The 24,154-nt window shown below is 71.2% G+C and carries 21 protein-coding genes and 1 pseudogene; 4 read left to right on the forward strand and 18 right to left on the reverse strand.

All coding sequences use genetic code 11. The annotated features are described in order from the left end of the window. Positions 1–102 (forward strand): annotated as a pseudogene (locus ACIBCM_RS31470) (ATP-binding protein); the annotation flags it as partial. 279 nt (positions 103–381) lie between these two features. Here ACIBCM_RS31470 and ACIBCM_RS31475 read toward each other — a convergent pair. From ACIBCM_RS31475 to ACIBCM_RS31485, 3 genes are all read right to left on the reverse strand, one after another. Continuing rightward, positions 382–591 carry an acyl-CoA carboxylase subunit epsilon gene (locus ACIBCM_RS31475; RefSeq protein WP_399249223.1) on the reverse strand — a complete coding sequence of 70 codons (210 nt, stop codon included), beginning with the start codon at positions 589–591 and terminating at the stop codon, positions 382–384. Positions 592–620: 29 nt separating this feature from the next. Further along, the gene (locus ACIBCM_RS31480; RefSeq protein ID WP_399249225.1) at positions 621–2,204 is read right to left on the reverse strand and encodes an acyl-CoA carboxylase subunit beta; all 1,584 of its coding nucleotides are present in this window, start codon (positions 2,202–2,204) and stop codon (positions 621–623) included. Positions 2,205–2,358: 154 nt separating this feature from the next. Continuing rightward, complete coding sequence (locus ACIBCM_RS31485) at positions 2,359–4,662, reverse strand: polysaccharide lyase 8 family protein (RefSeq protein ID WP_399249227.1); 2,304 nt, start codon at positions 4,660–4,662, stop codon at positions 2,359–2,361. Positions 4,663–5,075: 413 nt separating this feature from the next. Between ACIBCM_RS31485 and ACIBCM_RS31490 the strand changes: the two genes are divergently transcribed. Continuing rightward, the gene (locus tag ACIBCM_RS31490) at positions 5,076–5,681 is read left to right on the forward strand and encodes a YceI family protein (protein WP_399249229.1); all 606 of its coding nucleotides are present in this window, start codon (positions 5,076–5,078) and stop codon (positions 5,679–5,681) included. Between the two features lie 275 nt (positions 5,682–5,956). Here ACIBCM_RS31490 and ACIBCM_RS31495 read toward each other — a convergent pair whose 3' ends face one another. The 5 genes from ACIBCM_RS31495 to ACIBCM_RS31515 form a co-directional block, all read right to left on the reverse strand. Beyond that, entirely contained in the window at positions 5,957–7,327 is a 1,371-nt protein-coding gene (locus tag ACIBCM_RS31495; protein ID WP_399249231.1) for a hypothetical protein, read from the reverse strand. A 49-nt stretch (positions 7,328–7,376) separates the two neighbouring features. Next, complete coding sequence (gene cimA, locus ACIBCM_RS31500) at positions 7,377–9,002, reverse strand: citramalate synthase (protein ID WP_399249233.1); 1,626 nt, start codon at positions 9,000–9,002, stop codon at positions 7,377–7,379. Positions 9,003–9,610: 608 nt separating this feature from the next. After that, positions 9,611–10,939: an MFS transporter gene (locus tag ACIBCM_RS31505; RefSeq protein WP_399249235.1), complete on the reverse strand. Its 1,329-nt coding sequence runs from the start codon at positions 10,937–10,939 to the stop codon at positions 9,611–9,613. Between the two features lie 124 nt (positions 10,940–11,063). Further along, a complete protein-coding gene (locus ACIBCM_RS31510) occupies positions 11,064–11,681 on the reverse strand; it encodes a TetR/AcrR family transcriptional regulator (protein ID WP_399249237.1) in 618 nt (205 codons plus the stop codon). 406 nt (positions 11,682–12,087) lie between these two features. Then, a complete protein-coding gene (locus tag ACIBCM_RS31515; protein ID WP_399249239.1) occupies positions 12,088–12,315 on the reverse strand; it encodes a hypothetical protein in 228 nt (75 codons plus the stop codon). Positions 12,316–12,922: 607 nt separating this feature from the next. Here ACIBCM_RS31515 and ACIBCM_RS31520 point away from each other — a divergent pair. Beyond that, complete coding sequence (locus ACIBCM_RS31520; protein ID WP_399249241.1) at positions 12,923–13,339, forward strand: hypothetical protein; 417 nt, start codon at positions 12,923–12,925, stop codon at positions 13,337–13,339. 121 nt (positions 13,340–13,460) lie between these two features. On the opposite strand, the gene ACIBCM_RS31525 is transcribed toward ACIBCM_RS31520, so the two are convergent. The 9 genes from ACIBCM_RS31525 to ACIBCM_RS31565 form a co-directional block, all read right to left on the reverse strand. Next, on the reverse strand, positions 13,461–14,516 hold the full coding sequence (locus ACIBCM_RS31525; protein WP_399249242.1) for an agmatine/peptidylarginine deiminase: 1,056 nt from the start codon (positions 14,514–14,516) through the stop codon (positions 13,461–13,463). A 145-nt stretch (positions 14,517–14,661) separates the two neighbouring features. Beyond that, positions 14,662–16,353, reverse strand: a complete 1,692-nt coding sequence (locus tag ACIBCM_RS31530; RefSeq protein ID WP_399249244.1) for an urease subunit alpha — start codon at positions 16,351–16,353, stop codon at positions 14,662–14,664. Beyond that, the gene (locus ACIBCM_RS31535) at positions 16,350–16,766 is read right to left on the reverse strand and encodes a hypothetical protein (RefSeq protein WP_399249246.1); all 417 of its coding nucleotides are present in this window, start codon (positions 16,764–16,766) and stop codon (positions 16,350–16,352) included. Before ACIBCM_RS31535 ends, ACIBCM_RS31530 begins: the two co-directional genes overlap by 4 nt. After that, complete coding sequence (gene ureA / locus ACIBCM_RS31540) at positions 16,763–17,446, reverse strand: urease subunit gamma (RefSeq protein WP_399249248.1); 684 nt, start codon at positions 17,444–17,446, stop codon at positions 16,763–16,765. The genes ACIBCM_RS31535 and ureA overlap by 4 nt, the downstream gene beginning before the upstream one ends. 107 nt (positions 17,447–17,553) lie before the next feature. After that, on the reverse strand, positions 17,554–18,066 hold the full coding sequence (locus ACIBCM_RS31545; protein ID WP_399249250.1) for a tetratricopeptide repeat protein: 513 nt from the start codon (positions 18,064–18,066) through the stop codon (positions 17,554–17,556). A gap of 253 nt (positions 18,067–18,319) precedes the next feature. After that, on the reverse strand, positions 18,320–19,408 hold the full coding sequence (locus tag ACIBCM_RS31550) for a branched-chain amino acid aminotransferase (RefSeq protein WP_399249252.1): 1,089 nt from the start codon (positions 19,406–19,408) through the stop codon (positions 18,320–18,322). Positions 19,409–19,651: 243 nt separating this feature from the next. Then, the gene (locus ACIBCM_RS31555; protein WP_399249254.1) at positions 19,652–20,692 is read right to left on the reverse strand and encodes a 3-isopropylmalate dehydrogenase; all 1,041 of its coding nucleotides are present in this window, start codon (positions 20,690–20,692) and stop codon (positions 19,652–19,654) included. Positions 20,693–21,084: 392 nt separating this feature from the next. Then, positions 21,085–21,216, reverse strand: coding sequence for a hypothetical protein (locus ACIBCM_RS31560; RefSeq protein ID WP_399249256.1), 132 nt, complete (start codon positions 21,214–21,216; stop codon positions 21,085–21,087). A 227-nt stretch (positions 21,217–21,443) separates the two neighbouring features. Then, a complete protein-coding gene (locus ACIBCM_RS31565; protein ID WP_399249258.1) occupies positions 21,444–22,274 on the reverse strand; it encodes a helix-turn-helix transcriptional regulator in 831 nt (276 codons plus the stop codon). A gap of 164 nt (positions 22,275–22,438) precedes the next feature. On the opposite strand from ACIBCM_RS31565, the gene ACIBCM_RS31570 reads away from it, so the two are divergent. After that, a complete protein-coding gene (locus ACIBCM_RS31570) occupies positions 22,439–23,308 on the forward strand; it encodes an NAD-dependent epimerase/dehydratase family protein (RefSeq protein WP_399249260.1) in 870 nt (289 codons plus the stop codon). Between the two features lie 226 nt (positions 23,309–23,534). Here the strand turns inward: ACIBCM_RS31570 and ACIBCM_RS31575 are convergent, their stop codons facing one another. Continuing rightward, a complete protein-coding gene (locus ACIBCM_RS31575; RefSeq protein ID WP_399249262.1) occupies positions 23,535–24,074 on the reverse strand; it encodes a GNAT family N-acetyltransferase in 540 nt (179 codons plus the stop codon). Between the last annotated feature and the right edge of the window lie 80 nt (positions 24,075–24,154).

Genomic DNA, 24,154 nt, shown 5'->3' on the forward strand with positions numbered 1-24,154 from the left:
CCCGACACCCCCATCATCACCACCGACGCCCGCCACCGCGCCGACGCCAAAAGCGCCCTCATCACCCTCGTCGAACACGCCCTCATGGCCCGCCTGCGCTGATGCGGTGACGCGCCGCGGTATGCGCGCCCCCGGCCCCTGGTCGCACCAGGGGCGCGGGGGCGGTTGTGTGTCCGGGCGCGGACGGGCCGGTGGCCGCACCCCCCGGGCGGCCGCACCCCGCTCGGCGGGCGCGGCCCGTGCGCAGGTCCGTCCCCGAACGCCGGACGGGCTGAACATGCCCGCACCCCACCAGGCGGGCCGGGGCCGTCCTGTGGGGTGCGGGCAGGGAAAGGCCCCGGCACTCCCTCGTGGTGCCGGGGCCCTGGACAGGGGTGGTGGTCAGCCCTGCCAGCTGTGGGAGGGCTGGAAGCCCCGCTGGCGCTCCAGACGGCGCCAGCCGGCCGTGGAGCGGCCCTGGACGGGCTCGGCGGGGACGGCCGCGGCACGGGCCAGCAGAACCGCGGTGATGGCGGCCAGTTCCTCGGGCTCGCAGTGGCCCTTCTCCACGCGCAGCAGCGACGCGGCGGACTCGGCAGGACGGGTGCTCATGATGTTCGGGCTCCGTTTTCTCCGCAGGGTCACTGCGGGGGGTTGCCGTGCTTACGGGACGGCAGGTCGGCGTGCTTCGTGCGGAGCATCGCGAGAGAGGCGATCAGCACCTCGCGCGTCTCGGTGGGGTCGATGACGTCGTCGACCAGACCGCGCTCCGCCGCGTAGTACGGATGCATCAGCTCGGACTTGTACTCCTTGACCATGCGCGTCCGCATGACCTCGGGCTCCTCGGCCTCGGCGATCTGCCTGCGGAAGATGACGTTGGCGGCACCCTCGGCGCCCATCACCGCGATCTCGTTGGTGGGCCAGGCGTAGGTGAGGTCCGCACCGATGGACTGGGAGTCCATGACGATGTAGGCACCGCCGTACGCCTTGCGCAGGATCAGCGAGATCCTCGGCACCGTCGCGTTGCAGTACGCGTAGAGCAGCTTCGCGCCGTGCCGGATGATTCCACCGTGCTCCTGGTCGACGCCCGGGAGAAAGCCGGGTACGTCCAGAAGAGTGATGATCGGGATGTTGAAGGCATCACACATCTGGACGAAACGCGCGGCCTTCTCGGACGCCTCGATGTCCAGCACACCGGCCAGCGACTGGGGCTGGTTGGCGACGATGCCGACCACCTGGCCGTCGAGCCGGGCGAGCGCGCAGATGATGTTGCGGGCCCAGCGCTCGTGGATCTCCAGGTAGTCGCCGTCGTCGACGAGCTCCTCGATGACCTTGTGCATGTCGTACGGGCGGTTGCCGTCGGCGGGGACGAGGTCCAGGAGGACGTCCGAGCGGCGGCCCGCGGGATCGTCGGAGGCGACGGCCGGCGGGTTCTCCCGGTTGTTGGAGGGCAGCATCGCCAGCAGATAGCGGACCTCGGCGATGCAGGTCTCCTCGTCGTCGTACGCGAAGTGCGCGACGCCCGAGGTCTCGGCGTGCACATCCGCCCCGCCGAGGCCGTTCTGGGTGATCTCCTCGCCGGTGACCGCCTTGACGACGTCCGGGCCGGTGATGAACATCTGCGAGGTCTCACGGACCATGAAGACGAAGTCGGTCAGCGCCGGGGAGTAGGCGGCGCCGCCCGCACAGGGGCCGAGCATCACGCTGATCTGCGGGATGACACCGGAGGCGCGGGTGTTGCGCTGGAAGATCCCCCCGTAACCGGCGAGCGCCGAGACGCCCTCCTGGATACGCGCGCCCGCACCGTCGTTCAGCGACACCAGCGGCGCCCCGGCCGAGATGGCCATGTCCATGATCTTGTGGATCTTGGTGGCATGGGCCTCGCCCAGCGCGCCGCCGAAGATCCGGAAGTCATGGGCGTAGACGAAGACCGTGCGGCCCTCGACCGTGCCCCAGCCCGTGATGACACCGTCGGTGTACGGCTTCTTCGACTCCAGGCCGAAACCGCTCGCGCGGTGCCGCCGCAACTGCTCGACCTCGTGGAAGGAGCCCTCGTCCAGGAGCAGCGCGATCCGCTCGCGCGCGGTCAGCTTGCCCTTGGCGTGCTGCGCCTCGGTCGCGCGGTCGCTCGGCCCGCGCCGGGCCTGCTCGCGCAGATCGTGCAGCTCGGCCACGCGCCCTCGCGCGTCGGTCGGCTCGCTGGAGGTCTCGTCCACAACGGTCATGCATCGACCCTACGGATCGGGACAAGAAAACCCTGCCGTTGACTCTGTACAGTCTCCGGACGTTTCTCCTGTCAGCCTTGAACAGAACCGTCCTGCGCGGCAGCCCAACCACCAGCTCCGGACCATCGCTGTTTGTAGGGGATGAACAAGAAGTTCAGCGAAGGGTTACCTCACAGCGGTGGCTCGCCCCCGCCGTGCCGCCGTTGAGCCGCAGCCGCAGGGCCGGGCCTGTGTCGAGTACCTCAAGATCCGGGTCATGGCCGGAGACGGCCCGGACGGGGTGCCGCCAGGTGATCTCCAGCGGTTCACCGGTGCGGGCCGGATCACTGAGATGGATCACCGCGGTACTGCTCCGTTCGCGTACCAGCACGGCGGCCGGACGGGTCGCGGTGAGCGCTCCCACCGTACCGGGCCGCCAGAAGTTCGCCGCGACCAGCCCCAGCCGGGGGACGGCGACGGCCTGCCGGGCGGCGGTGTTCGCGAGGACGACCGGGCGGCCGGGGCCGGCGGCGCGGGCGGCGACGGCGGCGCGGTCCGCGCCGGGCATCAGCAGATAGCGGTAGGCAGCGCCCGCCGGATCGGTCCCGTGGTCCAGCCACAGGGTCTGGTAACGGCGGGTGGCGCGGTCGGCGGCCCCCGCGGTGTTGATGTCGCTCCAGGCTCCGGTGCGGTCCTCGCGCAGGGCGCGCAGGTCCCGCGTACCGTGCGGGAAGATCCATCCGCCGTGGCCTTCGAGATGGGCCCAGTGCCGGCCGGTGGTGAAGGCCGCGCGCCCGCCCTCGCCCAGATTGCGGTTGTCGACGACCGTCTCGACGGGTACGCCGTCCGAGCAGTTGATATCCGCGCCGAGGCAGACGATCGTGTCGTCGAGGCAGAACCACGACTTACGGGCGCGCAGGGTGGAGCAGAGCCCCAGCAGATGCTGGCCGACGGCCGCGTACTCCCCGTCGGTGACCCCGCCGACCCAGCTCGCGGCGGGCCTGGGCTCACCCCATTCGCCGCCCGCGCGATCGGGCAGGCGCAGGGTGGAGACGGTCGTCCCGGGCAGCCGGCCGGGGTCGACCGTGGGCCAGAACCAGTCGGTGTACTGGGCGTCCTGGACACCGCCGGGCCACCAGTAGAGCATTCCCGAGCCGGTGTGCCAGCCGCGCGGATTCTCGCCGTTGCCGCACTCGTAGTACGCGATGCGCTCGGAGGCCATCGCGATGTTGGCGGTCCAGCCGGGGCGGCGGTGGACGGCACGGTCCATGGCCGCGTACAGGGTGTGGCCCACGGGGTCGGGCGCGGCGGGCACCGGGGACGCGGCGATCGTGTGCAGCCGGGAGAGATCGGCGACGCCGAACTGCGGGGAGGAGAGGACGGGGCTGACGGTCTCCCGTTCGATCCAGCCCTTGATCCGGGCGTGCAGACGCTCCCGGCAGGCGGGGTCCGCCGCGCCCGCGAGCAGGGCGACGGCGGCGATGACGGCGTGCCCGTGGAAGTGGTCACCGCGCAGAAGGCGCTGCTCGTCGTCCCTGAGAAGCCCCCGGCTGACGGCGCGGCCGTTGACGCTGTCCATCATCAGCCCGTTGTGGATCAGGGGCGCGAAGCCGTGCTCGACGCTGTCGAGAACGGTACGGCGGCCGGAGTCGGCGATCGCCCACGGGGAACCGTCGAGCAGTGCGAACAGACGGCCGAGGCCGTCCAGCAGGACCTGTCCGTATGTGCCGGAGTAGGCGACGCGGGTGTGCTGGACGAAGGAGCCGTCGGCGTAGAGGCCGTCGCCCTCGGTGACGTACCGCAGGACGGGCGGGAGTGCGTCCCGGGCGAGCGCGATCCTGGCGGGGTCGCGGCCGAGCACTCCGCCCAGGAGGACCGAGCGGACCAGGTCGACGCGGTTGGCCCCGGTGGAGACGCCGGTGTAGTCGCCGAGGAGTGTGCCGGGGACGAAGTGGCCGACGGCGGCGAGGGCGGCGGCGCGGCGGTCGGGGGTGAGCCGGTCGTGGAGGACGGCGACGATGTCCAGGAGCGTACGGGGGCTGCCGATCCGCCACTCCCACCAGTTGCCGTAGGGGGTGGTGGCGGGGTGGTACACCGTGGCGGCGAGATGGTCGAGGCCCCGGACCACCGCGCCGAGCAGCTTCTCGTCGCCGCCGTATGCCCAGGCCAGGGCCATCGTCCACAGCCGGCCGTAGCTCCGGGTGATCCCCGCGGGCGGGTCGTAGGGGCAGTCGGGCCACAGCGAGCCGGGGGCGGGTGCCATGGCGGCGAGACGGTCGCCCGCGAGCCGGACCGTCCCGGCGATCCGGGAGGCGTAGGGCTCGGCGGCGGGGTCGTATCCGGTGCCGAGGGTGATCTCCAGCCAGCGGGCGCGAAGGCTTTCGTACGGGTCGGAGGGCGCCGTTTCCGGGGTCCGCGCGGAGCCTTCCGCACGAGCTACCGTGGACAGGGAGAGGGCGAGAGCGCTTGCCCCGGACACGGTGAGAAAGGCTCGGCGGGACCGGGCCGGCGACGGTGACACGGGAGCCTCCTGAAGGGACTGTCGCGGCGGCGCGGCCGGCGCGGATATCCGCCCTGGGTTTCTTGCCGCGGCCTCCGCTCCCCCCCGTACGGGCCGGGCAGACTCACCACGGACGCGACCTCCCGGGACGTTCGTCCGGCCGGGCACGGGAAACGGTGCCGCCGAGCACGGTGGGTGCGGAAGGCGCGAGGGCGGAAAGCGCTTGCGCCGATCCGTCACCGTATGCGACTCCCCGCCCTCCCCGGAGGCGTCTTCCGGGTGAACCTCCCGGGCAATCCCCAGAAGATGTTGAACTTTAAACGGATCGACTCTAGAGTGATACTCGTTGAAGCTTAAACAACATCACGCCCCGTCCCCACCGAGGAGTTCCCATGGGTCTGTTCAACCGCGGCAAGTCCCACAGCACCGCCGCCACCGCCGCTCCGGTCGACCCCGCGCTCGCCGCGCTCACGGGTGAGTACACGATCGACCCGGCTCACAGCAGGATCGGTTTCACCGTGCGGCACGCGATGGTCACCAATGTGCGCGGCTCGTTCCACGAGTACGAGGGCAAGCTGGTCCTGAACGGCTCCGAGCCGGCCACCTCGGAGGCCGTGCTCGACATCAAGGTCGCCGGGATCGACACCGGGATCGCCGACCGTGACGCCCATCTGCGGGGCTCGGACTTCTTCGACTCCGAGAAGTTCCCCCTGATGTCGTTCCGCTCCACGCACGCCGAGCAGCTCGGAGGCGACAACTACCGCGTCACGGGCGACCTCACCATCAAGGACGTGACCCGCCCGATCGCCGTCGACCTGGAGTTCAACGGCTCCGCCACGGACCCCTACGGCAACGAGCGCGTCGGCTTCGAGGGCAGCGCGGAGATTGTGCGCTCCGAGTGGGGTCTGACCTGGAACACGGCGCTGGAGACCGGCGGTGTGATGGTCAGCGACAAGGTGAAGCTGAACCTGGACATCTCCGCGATCAAGACCGCCTGAGGCCGGACTCCCCGGCCGGCTGCCTGACGCCGGCCCCGTCACCAGGACCTTCGCGCCCCCGGGTCACCAGGACCTTCCCGGGTGTCCGGCCGCCACTCGGCCCCGGACACCCCCGGCGGGCATCCAGAGCGCGCCCGTCCCGCCGCACTCCCCCCAGCGGCCGGGGCGGGCGCTCCGCTGTGCGGGACCGGGCCGGCACGCGGGGATCGGGGGTACGCAGGCGAGGCGGGTGCCGTGGCACCCCCGGGACCCGCGTCCAAAGTCGGAAACCGGGGTCAGAAACCGCCGCCGTCGAAGCCCCCGCCGCCGCCCCAGTCGCCACCACCGCCGAAGTCGGACGGATCGAAGTCCGCTCCGGAATGGTCGCCGCCCCCGACATCACCCGGGCCGAAGTCCCCGCCGCCGTACTCCGCCGAGTACGCCGGGGTGGCCAGCATGCTGCCCAGCAGCGTGCCCGCCAGCAGGCCGGGGAGGAGGCCGCCGCCGAAGTAGCCGCCCGCCCAGGGGCCGTACGCCGGGCCCGCCTCCCAGTACGGGCGGCGGCCGGTCTCCGTCTCGACCGTGCGGGCGGCCGGGTCCACTCCGTCCTCCAGCCGGGTCGCGTCCGCCTGGCAGACGGGGACCTGGCGCGGGACACCGCCCGCCGGGGTCCAGGTGGCGTCGGTGACCGAGGGGCCGTGGCGCGGGTCGAAGAAGCAGGGGGCACGGCGTTCGGGCACGGGTGTGCCGGTGCGGCGGGCGTCCAGCACGGCCAGGCTGAAGCGGCCGTCCTCCAGGGCCCGGGTGACTCCCCGTACGTCGGAGGGGTGCTGGGCGGCGCCCATCCGGTACTTCGCCGTCTCGTAGGAGTCGAGCGCGCGCTCGTAGTCGGCGCGCATGGCGTCGTCTGCGCCCCTCTCCGAGGGGTGGAAGTCGAGACGGTCCAGCTCCTCGCCGTACGCGGTGATGTCCTCGTCCACGACGACCCGCAGCTTTCCGAGGGCCGCCCGCTCCTCCTCGATCTTCCTGCGGCGGTTGCGGCGCACGACGGCGTACGCGCCCGTGCCGCCGGCCACCAGCAGGGCGCCGAAGGTGATCAGCGCGCCTGTGTTCATACTGCCGCCGTCACCGGAGACACCCCAGGAGGCCGGGGCGCTGCCGCGCAGCTGGGGCAGGGCCTGGTCGGCGAAGTTGTTCAGCTGGGTGGCGGCGTCGGTGCCCGGGGGCGACGTGACCGCGGTGACCAGGTTCCGTACGGCCGGGCCGGACATCACCGCTCGGTCCGCGCCCGCGTTGAAGCCGTCGCCGAGCCGGACGGCGTACAGGCCCGTGACACCGGTCTCGGTACGGATATTGCGCAGCACGGTGTCCGGGGAGAACTCGGGGGCGTTGGGCAGCACCGCCACGAAGAGCGGCTTGTCCGCGTCCTTGATCTTCTTCGCGAGGGCGTCCGCGTCGGCCCGGGAGAGCTGCCCCGAGGCGCGTGGATCGACATAGACCGGGCCGTTCTGGAACGCCCGCGCCACATCGGCGGGGCCGGCGGCCGCGGGAGCCGCGGCCACCGTGACGGACCCGGTGTCCGCCTGCGCTCCCGGAGCCGTGACCAGAGCGGTCGCCGAGAGCGCCAGCAGCAGACCGGACAGTGCGGGAAGCAGCCTGGTCCTCATCCTTCGACGCTACCCGAAAGGGGTTGTTTTCGGACAAGCGCCAGCGGTGCTATTCGGCCGGTTCGACGCCCGCGCGCAGCAGCCCGTAGGTGTACGCGTCCTCCAGGGCCTGCCAGGAGGCGGCGATGACGTTGTCCGCGACACCGACCGTGGACCACTCCCCCGCGCCGTCACCGGTGGTGATCAGGACCCGGGTGGTGGACTCGGTGCCGTGGCGGCCTTCGAGGATCCGGACCTTGTAGTCGACCAGCTCCAGCTTGGCCAGCTGCGGGTAGAAGCGCTCCAGGCCGACCCGCATGGCCCGGTCGAGGGCGTTGACCGGGCCGTTGCCCTCCGCGGTGGCGACGATCCGCTCGCCCTTGGCCCACAGCTTGACGGTGGCCTCGTTGGCGTGGGTGCCGTCGGGCCGGTCCTCGGCGATCGCCCGCCAGGACTCGGTACGGAAGTAGCGCGGCGCCCGCCCCTCCGCCTCGGCCCGCAGCAGCAGCTCGAACGACGCGTCGGCGGCCTCGTACGTGTACCCCTGGAGCTCCCGCTCCTTGACCCGCTCGACGACCCGGCCGACCAGTTCGCGGTCGCCGCCGAGGTCGATGCCGAGTTCCTTGCCCTTCAGCTCGATGGACGCGCGGCCGGCCATGTCGGAGACCAGCATCCGCATGGTGTTGCCGACCTGCTCCGGATCGATGTGCTGGTACAGATCGGGGTCGACCTTGATCGCGGAGGCGTGCAGTCCGGCCTTGTGGGCGAAGGCGGAGACACCGACGTACGGCTGGTGCGTCGACGGGGTGAGGTTGACGACCTCCGCGATGGCGTGCGAGATCCGGGTCATCTCGGTCAGCGAGCCCTCGGGCAGCACCCGCTTGCCGTACTTCAGCTCCAGCGCAGCGACCACGGGGAAGAGGTTGGCGTTGCCGACGCGCTCGCCGTAGCCGTTGGCCGTGCACTGGACGTGGGTAGCGCCCGCGTCGACCGCGGCGAGGGTGTTGGCGACGGCGCATCCGGTGTCGTCCTGGGCGTGGATACCGAGGCGCGCGCCGGTGTCGGCGAGCACGGTGGAGACCACGGCCTGGATCTGCGCGGGCAGCATGCCGCCGTTGGTGTCGCAGAGGACGACGACGTCCGCCCCGGACTCGGAGGCGGCCCGGACGACGGCCTTGGCGTACTCGGGGTTGGCGCGGTAGCCGTCGAAGAAGTGCTCACAGTCCACGAAGACCCGGCGGCCCTGCTCACGCAGATGGGAGACGGTGTCCCGGACCATCTCCAGGTTCTCTTCGAGGGTGGTGCGCAGGGCCAGCTCCACATGCCGGTCGTGCGACTTGGCCACCAGGGTGATCACCGGGGCGCCGGACTCCAGGAGCGCCCGTACCTGGGGGTCCTCGGCCGCCTTTCCGCCGGCGCGGCGGGTGGCGCCGAAGGCCACGAGCAGGGCGTTGCGGAAGGTGATCTCCTGGCGGGCACGGGCGAAGAACTCCGTGTCCCGCGGGTTGGCGCCGGGCCAGCCCCCCTCGATGAAGCCCACGCCGAAGTCGTCCAGGTGCCGGGCGATGGTCAGCTTGTCCGCGACGGTGAGGTTGATGCCCTCGCGCTGGGCGCCGTCACGGAGGGTCGTGTCGAAGACGTGGAAACCGTCGCCGGTCTTCCCGTCCGCGCCCTTGTCCGTGGACTGAGTGGTCATGGCTGTGTTGCTCCTGTCGGATGAGTGGCTCCCGGAATTTCTGGCTCCACTTGCCCCATCTTCGCGTGCGGTTCGCTCCCGGCCGGGGTCGGGGCCGGAAAACGAAAAAACCCCTCGCGGGTGCGAGAGGTCTGCGCGCGGGTCTGGGGCACGGTGAGCGCGTCGTACGGGGTGGTACGAGGCTGTCACTGCGGACCGGCGCGCCTGCTGCCGATAATCATGGCGAACGAAAGCACCATGGCAGTGTGCCATACGGCTGTGGTATCCGGACCCACGGTCTCACGATCTGGTCACCGGTTCGCGAGGGGGCCCTGCGGGGTGCGGGTCCCTGCGTGGTGCGGGTCGCCTGGCGCCTGGGGCGCGAGCCCCTGCGTGGTGCGGGCCCCGTGGCCGGGAGGCCGCCCGGCGCGCGAGCACCTCAAGGGCACGCCCGCTTGCGGGGCACCGCCCCGGACCCCGCCCCTCAAACGCCGGAGAGGCTGAAAAATCCCGAGCACGGACCCCCACGCCCCAGAAGCCACCCGGCGCCCGGGCCCCTCACAATCACGCCCACTCGCGGGCCACCGCCCCGGACCCCGCCCCTCGCGAAAACCGGAGAGGCTGAGGGGTTACGCAGCAGGCACCTGTGGCTTGGAGAGGTCGGGCGTGGGGGCGGGAGAGGTGGAGGGGACACGGGCCAGGTCGATGTCCCGGGTCTCACGCATCGAGAGGTACACGATCAGCGACACCGCCGCGCACCCCGCCACGTACCAGTAGAAGCCCGACTCCCTCCCCGCGTCCTTGAACCACAGCGCGACGTACTCCGCCGTGCCGCCGAACAGCGCGTTGGCGATGGCGTACGGGAGGGCGACACCGAGCGCCCGCACACCCGTGGGGAAGAGTTCCGCCTTCACACACGCGTTGATGGAGGTGTAGCCCGTGATGACGACGAGCGCGAGGAGCGAGAGACCCAGCGCGGGCCAGAAGGACCCGGCGTGCTTGAGCATCGTCATGATCGGAACGGTCAGAAACGTCGAGCCGAGCGCGAAGGTGATGAGCAGCGGCCGGCGGCCGACGCGGTCGGAGAGCCGGCCCGCGAACGGCTGGAGACACGCGAAGATGATCAGGGCGCAGAAGGAGACGAGCGTCGCCGTCTGCTTCGGCAGCCCCGCGGAGTTGGACAGATACTTCGTGAGATACGTCGTGTACGTGTAGTACGCGACCGTCCCGCCCATGGTCAGCGCGATGACCAGGAACGCCTCCCGCTTGTGGGCCAGCAGGGCCCTGATCGTGCCCCTCTCCCCCGCCGGGGTGCCCGCGCCCGACTCCTCGTACACGTCCGTCTCCAGCATGTTGCGCCGCAGATAGAAGACGACCGCGGCGCCGAGCGCGCCGACGATGAACGGGATGCGCCAGCCCCAGCTGTGCAGCGCGTCGGCGGACATCGTGCGCTGGAGAATGATCTGGATGCCGAGGCCGAGAATCTGCCCCGCGGTCATCGACACATACTGAAAGCTGGAGGCGAACCCCCGCTGTCCGGGCGCGGAGGCCTCGGTGAGATAGGTCGCGCTGGCCGCGTACTCGCCGCCGACGGACAGGCCCTGGAGCAGCCGGGCGATCAGCAGCACGGCGGCGCCGCCGTATCCGGCGACCGAGTACGTCGGCGCGACGGCGATGAGGATCGCGGAGGCGGACATCAGGGTGACGGTGAGGGTCAGCGCGGCCTTGCGGCCCTTGCGGTCCCCGACCCGGCCGAGCAGCCAGCCGCCGACGGGGCGCATGAAGAAGCCGACGGCGAAGATGCCCGCGGTGTTCATGAGCTTGGCGGTGTCGTTCCCCTCGGGGAAGAACGCGCCCGCGAAGTACGTGGCGAAGCTCGCGTAGACGAACCAGTCGAACCACTCGACCATGTTCCCGGCGGAGCCGACCCAGATCTTCTTCCAGTGCTCTCGTCCCATGGGCGGAACCGTGCCGGAGGGCCCGACGGACGGACAAGGGTTGCCATGGCAACGATCGGGATTACTTGCGTTCTTTGCGTTCCCGCCCTGGAAAAGGGCCTCTGAGCACGGCAGGCATATTCCGTCAGACTTTCGGCAGCAGGAGCGAATCAGCCAGAAATTCGCTTACGTGAGCGAGCACCCGGGAACGTCCCGTACCGGGAATCCCGACCGCGACATGGACGCTGAACCCGTCGAGGAGAGCGCGCAGCCGGGTGGCGAACCGGTCGGGGTCGACCGCCCGGAACTCCCCCTGCGAGATCCCCTCGGCGAGCAGCGCCACCAGGTCCCGGTGCCAGGCCGCCTCGATGGCCGCCTGCCGGGCGCGGGCGTCGTCGTCGGTGCTCTGGGAGCGGTTCCAGACCTCCAGCCAGAGCGACCAGTGGGGGTCTCGGGGCCCCTCGGGGATGTACAACTCCACGTATCCGCCAAGGCGTTCGGCAGCCGGGGTCGGCCGGGACAGCAGCGCGCCGCGTTCCGCGCCGAGGCGGCCCTCGCTCCACTCCAGGGTCCGCAGCAGCAGTTCGTCCTTGGTGCGGAAGTAGTAGAGGAGATGTCCGCTGCTCATCCCGACGTCCCGTCCGAGCCCCGCCATCGTGAGGCCGTCGAGCCCGTGTTCGGCGATGGTGGCCATGGCGGCGGCGAGGACGGACTCACGGGGCGGCGCGATATTCCGCCGCCGGGACCCCTCCCGGCGGGTCATCCGCCCGCCTCCCCTCGGTCCGTGCGCCCGATACCGCTCTCCCGGTGACCGGTCCCGTCACGATCCTTCCCGTACTCGTCCGCCCGGCCACGCCCGGCCCGGCCGCACTCTTCGCCGTAACCGGTCGCGTCACGGGCGGGCCCGCCCCGGCCCGCAGAGTTCCGGTCGGCCCGTTCCGGGCCCATCGGATTCCGGTCGGTCGGGTAGGGCCGCCGGCGGACGTCTCGTGGCAACAGATTCACCCGTACGTTGTACCGGATCCGGCGCCCCGCCTCGCGACGGATCCCACCGGCGGCCGTCGTCCGAAACCGAGGGACCAGGTGTCCGGCGCTCAACCGGGCGGTTTCGTGATCCTCAACGCGGGGTCCGCACCCGAAACGGCTCCATGGCGGCAATCACGCGGGTCCTAGTGCCGGACGGAGGAGCAGTACTGGTTGCCGGTGTTGTAGGTGCACGCCTTCACCACGACGTTCCTCACCTTTACCCGCGAGTGCACGCGGTTGGACGCGGTGTCGTTCAACCCGCCGTTGGTGAATGCGATCGTACGGGTCGTCGGTTCCCATGAGTTTCCGTCCCAGTAGTCGTATCCGACCAGGGCGAGCGCACCTCGACCGTCCGCGGCCGTGTCCTTCACGTCTGCTCCGACGCTCGCGTCCCAGGAGTCGTTCCACGAGATGCCGAACTCGACATAGGCCCCCGGGTAGGTCGCGACGCCACCACGGCTGCGCGAAGTTGAACCAAGGAGCGTCCCAGTGATTGGTCGGGGCGGCACTGGCCTGTGGAACCGATGACCAGTCCGACGGAGGCCAGTGGCACGGCCAGCGCGCGAAGAGTCGTCTTGGTGTTCACGATGGAGTCTCCCGATCTGATCACGACTGCACGGAAGTGGACGCTGATACAGGTCGCGCAGGACCCGCAGCGGCAAGCCTTCCGGCACGGCACGGAACAGTCGTTGGCCGTACGCGACAGAGCATTGCCCTTTTGCGCCGACGGCCCCCGACTCCTCGTGAACATCACCACCGGCCGCCCCCGGCTCGTCACGCGTCCGCGCCCGGATCACCGAACTCCAGGCCGTCGCCTCCCTCGCCGAGTACTACCCCGAGCCCGCCGGGAATGGCGCCGTGCAGAGACCGTCAATCGGTGTGCACGGATCTCCATGGAGCGGGACCCCAGCTCTCCAGGATCCTCTAGGGCGCCGGGACCTTCCCGGGCACCATCCCGCAATCAGGAGGACCATCACCGTGCGAAACCGCCTACGCGCCCTCGTCGGCACCAGCGCCACAGCCCTCCTGGGCACCCTGCTCATGGCAGCACCCGCCGGCGCGGCGGACTCAGCCCCCGCACCGGCCGCGCCGAAGGCCGCCCTCAACTGCACCCCCACCTATGAGTGGCACAACTGGGACACAAACGGAACGGGCACCATCAACAACGCGAACACCCCCATCCGGCACGATCCCACGTCCAGCTGTACGGCCCACGACCACCTGGGGGCCGGCCACAACTTCAGCATCGACTGCTCCGAGACAAACGCCGTCGGAAACCTCTGGTACCACATCACCTACACCAAGTCCGGCATAACCCGATACGGATGGGTTTACTCCGGCAACGTCACCGTCTCCGGCCACAGCCGCCCGTCGGAGGACTGCGACCAGTTCTGAGTCCCTGACCAGGTGCGCGCCACAGGCAACGAAGCCCCGGCTACGGCCGGGGCTTCCGCCCCCTCGCTCCTCCCGCCCCCAGCAGAGCCATCTCCTTGATGGCAGACCTCAGGTCCCCACGTCAGACGCCGGTCATCGGCTGCTGTTGTGTGATGCAGTGGATCCCGCCCCCGCCCGCGAAGATCGTACGGGCGTCGACGAGGGTCACCTCGCGGTCCGGGTAGAGCCGGCGGAAGAGTGCCGCCGCCTCCTCGTCGCGCGGGTCGTCGAAGGCGCAGAGCACCACTCCGCCGTTGCAGACGTAGTGGTTGATGTACGAGTAGTCGGCCCAGCCGCCCTCCTCGTCGCGTACGGCCGTCGGCGCCGGGACCTCGACGACCTCGATGGGGCGGCCCCGGGCGTCGGTCTGCGTACGGAGGAAGGCCACATTGCTCCGGCACAGTTCGTGGTCCGGGTGGGCCGGATCGGGCTGGGTGTGGGCGACGATCACTCCCGGGCCGGCGAAGGCGGCGACGATGTCGACATGGCCGAGGGTGCCGTAGCCGCCGGGGGCGCCCTCCTGCCGGTCCCGGAGCGGGGGCGGGTAGTCGGCCGTCAGACCGCGCTCCAGCCAGATCGCCTTGCTCGTGCCGAGCCGGGCGTGGATCTCCGCCTCGACCCCGGCCCTGGTCCAGCCGGGGTTGCGCTCCGGGCCGAGTTGCACGGTCTTCGTCAGCAGGACCGTGCCCTCGCCGTCCACATGGATGCCGCCGCCCTCGTTGACCAGGGGTGAACTGTGGACGGGCACGCCCACGAGGCCCGCGATCTCCCGGGCGATCGCGGAATCGTGATCCCAGCGGGCCCACTCCTGGGCACCCCAGCCGTTGAACACCCAGTCCACGGCCGCCAGCCGGGTGCCGTCGGTGACGAAGGTGGGGCCGATGTCCCGCATCCAGGCGTCGTCGAGATCGCGTTCGACGAGGTCGATGTCCGGACCGAGGAGCGCCCGCGCCTCCGTGCTCTGGCCGGGGCCCACGACCATGGTGACCGGCTCGAAGCGGCGTACGGCACGGGCGACCTCGGCCCAGGCGCGGCGGGACGCGGCGAGGTCGTCCTCGCCGCCGAAGGTCTGGTTGGGGACCGGCCAGGCCATCCAGGTGCGCTCGTGCGGGGCCCATTCGGGCGGCATACGGAACATGCTGCGTCGTCCTTGAGGGAGAAAGCGACCCGAGAAGGCGCCGGGCAGAGAGGGCAGCGGGTCGAGAGGGCGGGCGGGCGGTCGGGCGGTCGGGCGGTCGAAGACTCGGTGGTCGGTCAGCCGGTCGGTCGGAGGAAGTAGTCGGTCAGAGGAAGTAGAGGCGGTTGAGGGCCACGGAGTCGGCGGCCTCGGAGCGGATCGGATCTCCGTCGAGACTGACCAGTCCGGTCCGGTTGTCGACGTCGACGTCTCCGGTGCGGGTGTTGAACCGGAGGTCGGCCGGTCCGATCCCGCGCGTGCCGGTGACCGCCACCCGGCGCCGCCGCGTCGGCATCCGGTCCGCGCCCAGCTCCACGGCCGCACGGGCGACGAACGCCACGGAGAGATCGGCGGGTGTCGCTCCGTACGCCCCGAACTGCGGCCCCAGGACGAGCGGTTCGCAGGTGTCCGTGGCCGCGTTGGGATCGCCGGTCACCCCGTACGCCGGGAAGCCCGACTTCAGTACGAGCTGGGGCTTCGCGCCGAAGTACCGCGGCTGCCACAGCACGATGTCGGCGAGCTTGCCGACCTCCAGGGAGCCGATCTCGTGCGCGAGGCCGTGGGCGACGGCAGGGTTGATGGTCAGCTTGGCGAGATAGCGCAGGACGCGCGCGTTGTCGTCGTGCGGGCCGTCGCCGTCCAGGGGTCCCCGCTCGGCCTTCATCTTCCCGGCCATGGCGAAGGTTCGGCGTACGGTCTCGCCCGCCCGGCCCATGCCCTGGGCGTCGGAGGAGGTGATGCCGATCGCCCCGAGGTCGTGGAGCACGTCCTCCGCGCCCATCGTCCCGGCGCGGATGCGGTCCCGTGCCATGGCGGCGTCGCCGGGGAGGTCCGTCTTGAGATCGTGTACGGAGACGATCATCCCGTAGTGCTCGGCGACGGCGTCCCGGCCGAAGGGAAGGGTCGGATTGGTGGAGGAGCCGATGACGTTCGGCACGCCCGCCATTCTGAGCACATTGGGGACGTGGCCGCCGCCGCAGCCCTCGATGTGGAAGGCGTGGATCGTACGGCCGTCCAGGACGCGGAGGGTGTCCTCGACCGACAGGCACTCGTTCAGGCCGTCGCTGTGGAGGGCGACCTGCACATCGTGGTCCTCGGCGACCCTCAGCGCCGTGTCCAGCGCGCGGGTGTGGGCGCCCATGTCCTCGTGGACCTTGAAACCGGAAGCGCCTCCCTCGGCCAGTGCCTCCACCAGCGGGGCGGGATCGGAGGACGAGCCCCGGGCGAGGAAGCCGATGTTGACGGGCCAGGCGTCGAAGGCGCCGAACGCGTGCTTCAGGGCCCAGGGCGAATTGACCCCGACACCCCAGACCGGGCCGAACTCCTGGCCGATGACCGTGGTGACCCCGGAGGCGAGCGAGGCCTCCATGATGCGCGGCGACAGCAGATGGACATGGGTGTCGACCGCTCCGGCCGTCGCGATCAGGCCCTCGCCGGACACGATGGTCGTACCGGTTCCGGTGACGACGTCCACGCCGTCGAGCGTGTCGGGGTTCCCCGCGCGTCCGATGCCGGAGATACGGCCCTCGCGGATGCCGATGGAGACCTTGCGGATCCCCTGGACGGCGTCGATGACGAGGACGTTGCTGATGACGACGTCGCAGGTCTCGCGCACGGCCGCGGCCTTGAGGTGCAGTCCGTCGCGCGCGGTCTTGCCGAAGCCGGCCAGGAACTCGTCACCGGGGTGCTGGGAGTCGGACTCGACCCGGACGACCAGCCCGGAATCGCCGAGGACCACCCGGTCCCCGGCGCGGGGGCCGTGCACGGCCGCGTACTCATGGGGGTCGATGGCGGTCATCGGCGGGTCTCCAGTGGGGTGGCGAGGGGCACGGTGGTCATCGCATCCGGCGTCCCGGTCGTCACGGACCCGGCGGTCGCATCGGTCACATCCGTCGCGTCGGTCCCGGCGGTCAGCTCGGTCGCGTCGGTCGCGGAGCCGTCCGACGGGGACACGCCCGTCGTGGAGCCATCCGGGCGGAGCCCGGCGGACACCGTGTGGTCCGGACTGCGGGTACGCATCCGGGCCTCCGTCCCGGCCCGGGGCGAGAGCAGCCCCGTCGCCGCGACCACTCCCATCACCCCGAACACCACGAGCAGCAACGGCACCAGGGGCAGCTCCGGCACCGGGAACGACGCGGGAACCGGCAGCACGGCCGAGTCGGGGCCCGAAGGACGCTCGGCCACCGCGACCAGGGCGACCAGCGGAATCACCGTCCGGTCCCGAGGTATCCGCAGGCAGCCGCCCTCCGCAGGGCCTCCTCCTTGGCGCCGGGGGCATCCAGCGGACCGTCCACCAGGCCCGCGAAGCCGATCGCCACCCGGGCGCCGCCGATGGGGACGAGTCCGACCTCCGACGTACCGCCGGGGTCGAAGCGGACCGAGGAGCCCGCGGGGACGGACAGCCGCATGCCGTACGCCGCCGAGCGGTCGAAGTCGAGGCGGGGGTTGGCCTCGAAGAAGTGGAAGTGGGAGGTGACGCTCACGGGGACGGGCGCGGTGTTGTGCACGGTCAGCCGCACCGCGGGCGCCGGCTCGGGCCGGGCGGGCCCGGGGAGCACCGCACCCGGCGCCGCGGCACCCAGTCCCCCGCCGCCGATCGGGTCGGCGACCACGGCGAGACGGGAGCCGTCGTCGAAGACCGCCTCCACATGGACCTCGGTCACCACATCGGCGACACCCGGCAGGACATCGTCCGGCCCCAACACGGACCGCGCCGCCTCGATCGCCTCCGCCAGTCTCCGCCCGTCCCGGGCGGCCTCGCAGACCGTGTCCGCGATCAGCGCGGTCGCCTCGGGCACATTGAGCCGCAGGCCCCTCGCCCGGCGCGCCCGCGCCAGCTCGGCCGCGCCGAACAGCAGCAGCCGGTCCCGCTCCGTGGGGGTCAGTCGCATCCCGCCGCACCTCCTTTAGAGCGCCACTCTAACCTTGTGGCACACCGAAGAGAAGGATCGGGCCAGTGCGTTTCTGGCAATGCTCGGCAGAAGGGAGCCGGGAGAAGCTAGGAGACGGTCCGGTGCAGGTCCGCCGCGTATGCCTCGATCGCCCTGCGGTACGCCCGTACGGACGGGTCCTCGCCCGTCTCCGCGACCAGTTCGAGCAGCAGCCGTACGGACTCCTCGTACCGGCCGGTGTTGTAGAGCGCCATGCCCAGGAACGCGCGCAGCCCGCCGTGCCCGGGAAACTGTGCGACGGCGCCCCGCAGTGTCTCCTCGGCCTCCTCGTACCGCCCGAGGACGCGGTAGGTGCTGCCGAGGCCGAGCAGCGCCTCGCACCGGTCCGCCTCGGTGAGGCCGTCGCCCGCCAGCGCGCGACGGTAGTACGGCACCGCTTCCGCCTCCCGTTCGAGGACGTCGTGCGCCCAGGCGGTCTGGTACGCCACCTCGGCGTCGTCGGGCCACCGCTGCGACAGTGCGACCAGCCGCCGCCGGGCCTCTTCCCGCTTGCCCTCGTCCCCCGACGCGCGCAGCCGTATCGCTTCGGCCAGTTCGAGATCCCGCTCAGATGCCGTCATGCCCCCCATCCTCACCGATGCGGGGACGGGGGCACGAGGCGGCGGCACGGACCGGCTCCGGGCGGACCGGACCAGGCCCGACCATCCCGGACCGGGTCGGACCGGGCGAGACCGGGCCAGGTCGAGTCGGGTCACGAGGCGGACCCCGGACGGCGCCCGGCCCGCTCTCCGTGTCGGATCGAGCCGGATCGGGTCTGATCGAGTCGAGTCGGGTCTGATCGAGTCGAGTCGGGTCACATCGGACCGGACCGGATCAGCCCAGTTGGTGCATCCAGCCGTGGTCGTCGGCCGCGACTCCGGTCTGGATGTCCAGCAGCGCCTTGCGCAGCTTCAGGGTCACCTCGCCGGGCTCCCCGCCGCTCTGGGTCCACTCACCGCCCGCGGACTTGACCAGCCCGACCGGGGTGATCACCGCGGCCGTTCCGCAGGCGAAGACCTCCGTGAGGGTGCCGTTCTCGGTGTCGCGCCTCCACTGGTCGGTGGAGACACGCCCCTCCTCGGACTCGTAACCGAGGTCCTTGGCGAGTTTGAGCAGCGAGTCACGGGTGACGCCCGCGAGCAGGGAGCCGGTCAGTTCCGGGGTGACGATACGGTTCCCGTACACGAAGTACAGGTTCATGCCGCCCATTTCCTCGACCCACTTGTGCTCCAGCGCGTCCAGCCAGACGACCTGGTCGCAGCCCTCCGCGGCGGCTTCGGCCTGGGCGAGGAGAGAGGCCGCGTAGTTGCCGCCGGTCTTGGCGAAGCCCATGCCGCCGGGGACCGCGCGGACGTAGTTCTCGGAGAGCCAGACGGAGACCGGGCGGACGCCGCCGGGGAAGTACGCGCCGGCCGGGGAGGCGATGACGATGAAGAGGTACTCCTTGGCCGGACGGACGCCCAGGCCGACCTCGGTCGCGATCATGAAGGGGCGGAGGTAGAGCGACGCCTCGCCACCGTGGGCCGGGACCCAGGCCCTGTCCTGCCGGACCAGGGCGTCACAGGCCGCGATGAACGTTTCGGCGGGCAACTCGGGCATGGCGAGGCGGCGGGCGGAGCTCTGGAAACGCTCGGCGTTGGCGTCGGGGCGGAAGGTGGCGACCGAGCCGTCGGGGCGGCGGTAGGCCTTCAGCCCCTCGAAGATCTCCTGCGCGTAGTGCAGGGTCATATTGGCGGGGTCGATCGACAGCGGCGCGTACGGCGTGAGCTGGGCGTCGTGCCAGCCACGGCCCTCCGTCCACTTGACCGTCACCATGTGGTCGGTGAAGTGGCGGCCGAATCCGGGGTCGGCCAGGATCGCCTCGCGTTCCGCGTCGGACAGCGGGTTCGCGGACGGCTTCAGCTCGATCGTGGGCGTCGTCATGAGTGCAATGTCCTTCACCGTTGAATTGAGGGACCGCGCCAACGCCACCGGTGGTGCTAGGACGTCCAAGCATTCCCGCATGCCACGGCCCGGTTCGATTATCGCCTGAACGGGTCGGTGCGAGAAACGGGGTGCGAGGGGCTGAAAGCGGCGGTCCTGGGATTTGATGGTGCGCCCGGCGGCCGCATGAAGAAGCCGCCGGACGCGGAGTGCGACCCGGCGGCTTCTTCGAGAATCGTCGGGTCAGCTCGCTACTCGTACCGCGAGCGCGTCGCCGATCTGCTCCGTGGTACGGACGGTGTCACCGCGCTCCGCGAGGTCGGTGGAGACGGCTTCCTCGATCCGCGCCGCCTCGGTCTCGTAGCCGAGGTGCCGCAGAAGGAGGGCGACGGAGAGAATCGTGGCCGTCGGGTCGGCCTTTCCGGTGCCGGCGATGTCGGGCGCCGAGCCGTGGACGGGCTCGAACATCGACGGGAAGGCGCCGCTCGGGTTGATGTTCCCGGACGCGGCCAGACCGATTCCGCCGGTCACGGCGGCGGCGAGGTCGGTGAGAATGTCGCCGAACAGGTTGTCGGTGACGATGACGTCGAAGCGCTCCGGCTGGGTGACGAAGAAGATCGTCGCGGCGTCGACGTGCAGATAGTCGGTGGTGACCTCGGGGTACTCCCGGCCGACGGCGTCGAAGGTGTTCTTCCACAGATGGCCCGCGTGGACGAGCACGTTGTTCTTGTGGACGAGGGTCAGCTTCTTGCGGGGGCGGGAATTCGCGCGCTCATACGCGTCACGGACGACCCGCTCCACTCCGTACGCCGTGTTCAGGCTGACCTCGGTGGCGACCTCGGCGGGTGTGCCGGTGCGCAGCGAGCCGCCGTTGCCCGTGTAGGGGCCCTCGGTACCCTCGCGGACGACGACGAAGTCGATGTCGGGACGGCCGGCCAGCGGGGTGGCGGTGTTCGGGAACAGCTTCGACGGACGCAGATTGACGTAGTGGTCGAAGGCGAAGCGCAGCTTCAGCAGCAGGCCGCGCTCCAGCACGCCGGAGGGCACGGTGGGGTCGCCGATGGCGCCGAGCAGAATGGCGTCATGGCCCTTGAGGGCTTCCAGTTCCGCGTCGGGAAGGGTCTCCCCGGTGCGGTGCCAGCGCTGGGCGCCGAGGTCGTACTCCTTGGTCTCCAGCTTCACATCCTGCGGAAGGACGGCGGTCAGGACCTTCAGGCCCTGGGCCACGACCTCCCGGCCGATGCCGTCACCGGGGATCACTGCGATGTTGAGGCTGCGAGACATGGTGGCACCCTACTCGTCGTCCCAGCCCATGACATCGCACGTCCACGTTGTGGACAACGGCGGGTCGCGGCGGGGTCCGGGCGGGCCCGGGGGGCGGTTATGGCATCCGGGAGCGGAAACGGGGCTACGGAGCGGCAGCTCGGCACGGGGCCGACCCCCGTACGGCGGCGGGCCGACATCCACGGGACGACCCATCCGGCGATCCAGACGGGAGATCCGGCAATCCGGACGACACATCCGATCCGGGCGAAACATTCAGACCCGGCGGAACAACAGACCCGGCGGAACAACAGATCCGGCGGGACATCCGGTCCTGGCGGGCCGGCGCATATGAGGGGCCGGTAGCCCGGATGCCGGTTGTGTCCGGATGCCCGTGGACGGCGCGGTAGGTGTCAGTGCCCCGTGGCGCCGCCGTTGTCACGGCGGTCGAGCGCGCGCTGGAGAGCCGCCGCGGCGTTCTTGCGGTCGGACTCGTTCGGACGGCGGGCGGCGTGGCGGACACGGCGGACGGTCTCGGCGGGCATGGTGATCGACTCCTTGAGATCACGGGGATTTCGAGGCGCCGGATGGGGCGGGGAGCGTGCCGCAGGGGTTGCCTGCCGGGGGCACTGGCTCACGACCGCCATTCGCTGGATCGAGCGAGACGTTCGGCTCCTACAAAAGTAGGGCAGGTACGCGCTTCTGTCTCTACAAATAGTCGGACTTCCTACTATCTGAGACGGAGATCATGGGACCCGCTGGTCAGCGCCTCCTACGACGTCATGCTCTGAAGGCCCACCACCCGCAGCAGCCGCAGCCGCTCATACGACTCGGTGCCCGGCCGCGCGCTGTGCACGATCAGCAGCTGGCCCCGGTCCGCGCCGATCAGGACCTCGCAGTCCAGCTCCAGCAGTCCGACCACCGGATGGACGAAACGTTTGACCGAAGCCCGGCGGACCGCCACCTCATGGCGCTCCCACAGGTCGGCGAACTCCGCGCTCCCCGCGAGCAGTTCGGCCACCAGCCCGGCCGGCCCCGGATCGTCGGGCCGGGAGGCGAGCACCGCCCGCAGCTGGGCCGCATGCATCCGCGCGTGCTGCTCGCGGTCCTCGGGCGGGAACAGTTCCCGCACCGGAGGGTCGGTGAACCACTGCCGGATGATGTTGCGGCCCGGCCACCACTCACCCGCCAGCGCGTCGGCCATCGCGTTCTGCGCCAGCACCTCACCCCAGTCACTCATCACCTGCGCGGGCGCGTCGTACAGCCGGTCGAGCACCAGCAGCAGACCGGGCCGTACATGACCGACCGGACCGTGCGGGGCGCGCGGCGGCTCCTCCCCCACGAGATGGAAGAGGTGATCGCGCTCGTCGTCGCTCAGTCGCAGCGCCCTGGCCAGGGCGGACAGCATCTGGCGTGAGGGACGGGAGCCCCGCGACTGCTCCAGCCGGGTGTAGTAGTCGGCGGACATTCCGGTCAGCCGGGCGACCTCCTCCCGCCGCAGTCCGGGCGTACGGCGGCGGGCTCCCTCGGCCAGGCCCACATCGGCAGGCGCCAGCCGCGCACGGCGGCGGCGCAGAAAGTCGGCGAGTCCGTTCCGGTCCACTCCTTCAGCATGATCGGGCCGCCCGTCCGTATCCAGTGCGCAGCCCGGGAGCGCCGCTCCCTGGATACGCGCGTCCCTCCCGCCCCGCGCCCCGGCGGCCCACGGTGGGGACAGACGCCCCGGCGGTGGTGACCCCCGCCGGGGACGGACGAGAGGAGAACACGATGCTGACTCTGGTGACCGGCGCCACGGGCGAGGTCGGGCGGCGCTTCGTCCCCCGGCTGCTGCGGCGCACGACCGTACGGACCGGTGACGCCGTCCGGATCCTGGTGCGGGACGAGGAGCGGGCCGCACCGTTCGCCGCGCTCGGCGCCGAGGTCGCGGTGGGGGATCTGCGGGACGGGGCCGGCGTACGCCGGGCGCTGGAGGGAGCGGACGCGGTGGTGAACATCGCGGCGGCCTTCCGGTGGGTACCGGACGAGGAGGCGTGGGAGGTGAACCGGGACGCGGCCCTCGCGCTGGGGCGTGCGGCCCTGGACGCGGGCGCCCTCCGCTTCGTCCAGGTGAGCACGAATCTCGCGTACGGCGAGGGGCGCGGCCGGCCGCTGGTGGAGGACGACGCGACCGTGCCCGGCGGCGCGCTCTGGGGCGCGTATCCGGCGGCGAAGGCGGAGGCGAGTGCCGGGCTGCTGGCGCTGCACCGCGAACACGGCCTCGACGTCCGGATCGGGAGCCTCTCCTTCGTGTACGGGGAGGGTGATCCGCATCTGGAGCAGTCACTGATGTGGGCGAAGGACTGGGCCGCGCACAAACGGCTCCAGATGGTGCATCACGCGGATGTGGCCCAGGGGCTGATGCGGCTGCTGTACGCGCCGGGCGCGGCCGGGCGGATGTACAACATCGCGGACGACGCCCCTGTTTCCGCCGCCGAGCTGCACCAGCTGAACGGGGTGCCGCTGCCCGGGGGCGCGTCGGAGCGCGACGACCCGGACCCCTGGCACGGAATGGTGTCGAATCTGCGGATCAGGGAGGAGCTGGGCTTCCGCCCCCTGTATCCGTCGGTGTGGACGGCGCGGGACGCGGGGGCGCTCTGAGGTGTACGGGGGTGACGCGGTCCGGGCCGACCGCGTCTCCGCCCGGCCGGAGAACGGCGGCGGTACGGGCCCGCCAGGGCCCCGGGGATACGGTACGGGCACGGCGAAGGCCCCGGGGCTGCCGGACCGGGCTCGGTGTAGGGACCCCACCCGGGAGCCCCGGGAGCGGACGACGGTCGCGTCCCGCACACGGGGCACACCACCGACCCGACGTCATGACGAAGCGTCAGAACACATCCCCGTCACGCCAGTCGAAGGACAGCGTGCCCGGCTCGTCCGAGCCCGGAACAGCGCCCCACACATAGGTGGTGTCCTCCTCGTCGGGAAACGGAACGACACCGTCGGGTCCCAGCGCTTCCAGCCGCCCCGGCCAGAGCCGCCAGCCGCGCGAGACATACAGCCCCGCGCCCTCGGGCGACGCCGACAGCGCCCCGAACACATAGGCGCGCTCGACGACCTGCTCCAGCGCCTCCATCAGCCGTCCGCCGAGGCCCCGGCGCCGGTGCTCCGAGTGGACCGCCACGCCCTCGACGTATCCCACGCGGTACGAGCGCCCCCGGTGGCGCACCCGGCGCATGACGACGGAGCCGTGGCCCACCAGCACGCCGTCGGAGTCGCGGACGAGGGCATGGACCCCGCCCAGCGTGTGCTCCCAGTCCTCGTCCGCGAAGTCGCCGTCGAAGGCGTGGTCCAGCAGTTCGCGGATCTCGGTGAGTTCGGCGGGGGTGAGGAGATGGGTGTGGGCGGTGCGCGGCGACTCGTACATACGCGGCAGCCTCGCAGGCCCCATGCCTCACAGCTACTCATTTTCACCTGAGTATCTGCTCCGTGGTGAGGAATCCGTCA

This window comes from Streptomyces sp. NPDC051018 (assembly GCF_044456085.1).
Taxonomy (GTDB): Bacteria; Actinomycetota; Actinomycetes; order Streptomycetales; family Streptomycetaceae; genus Streptomyces.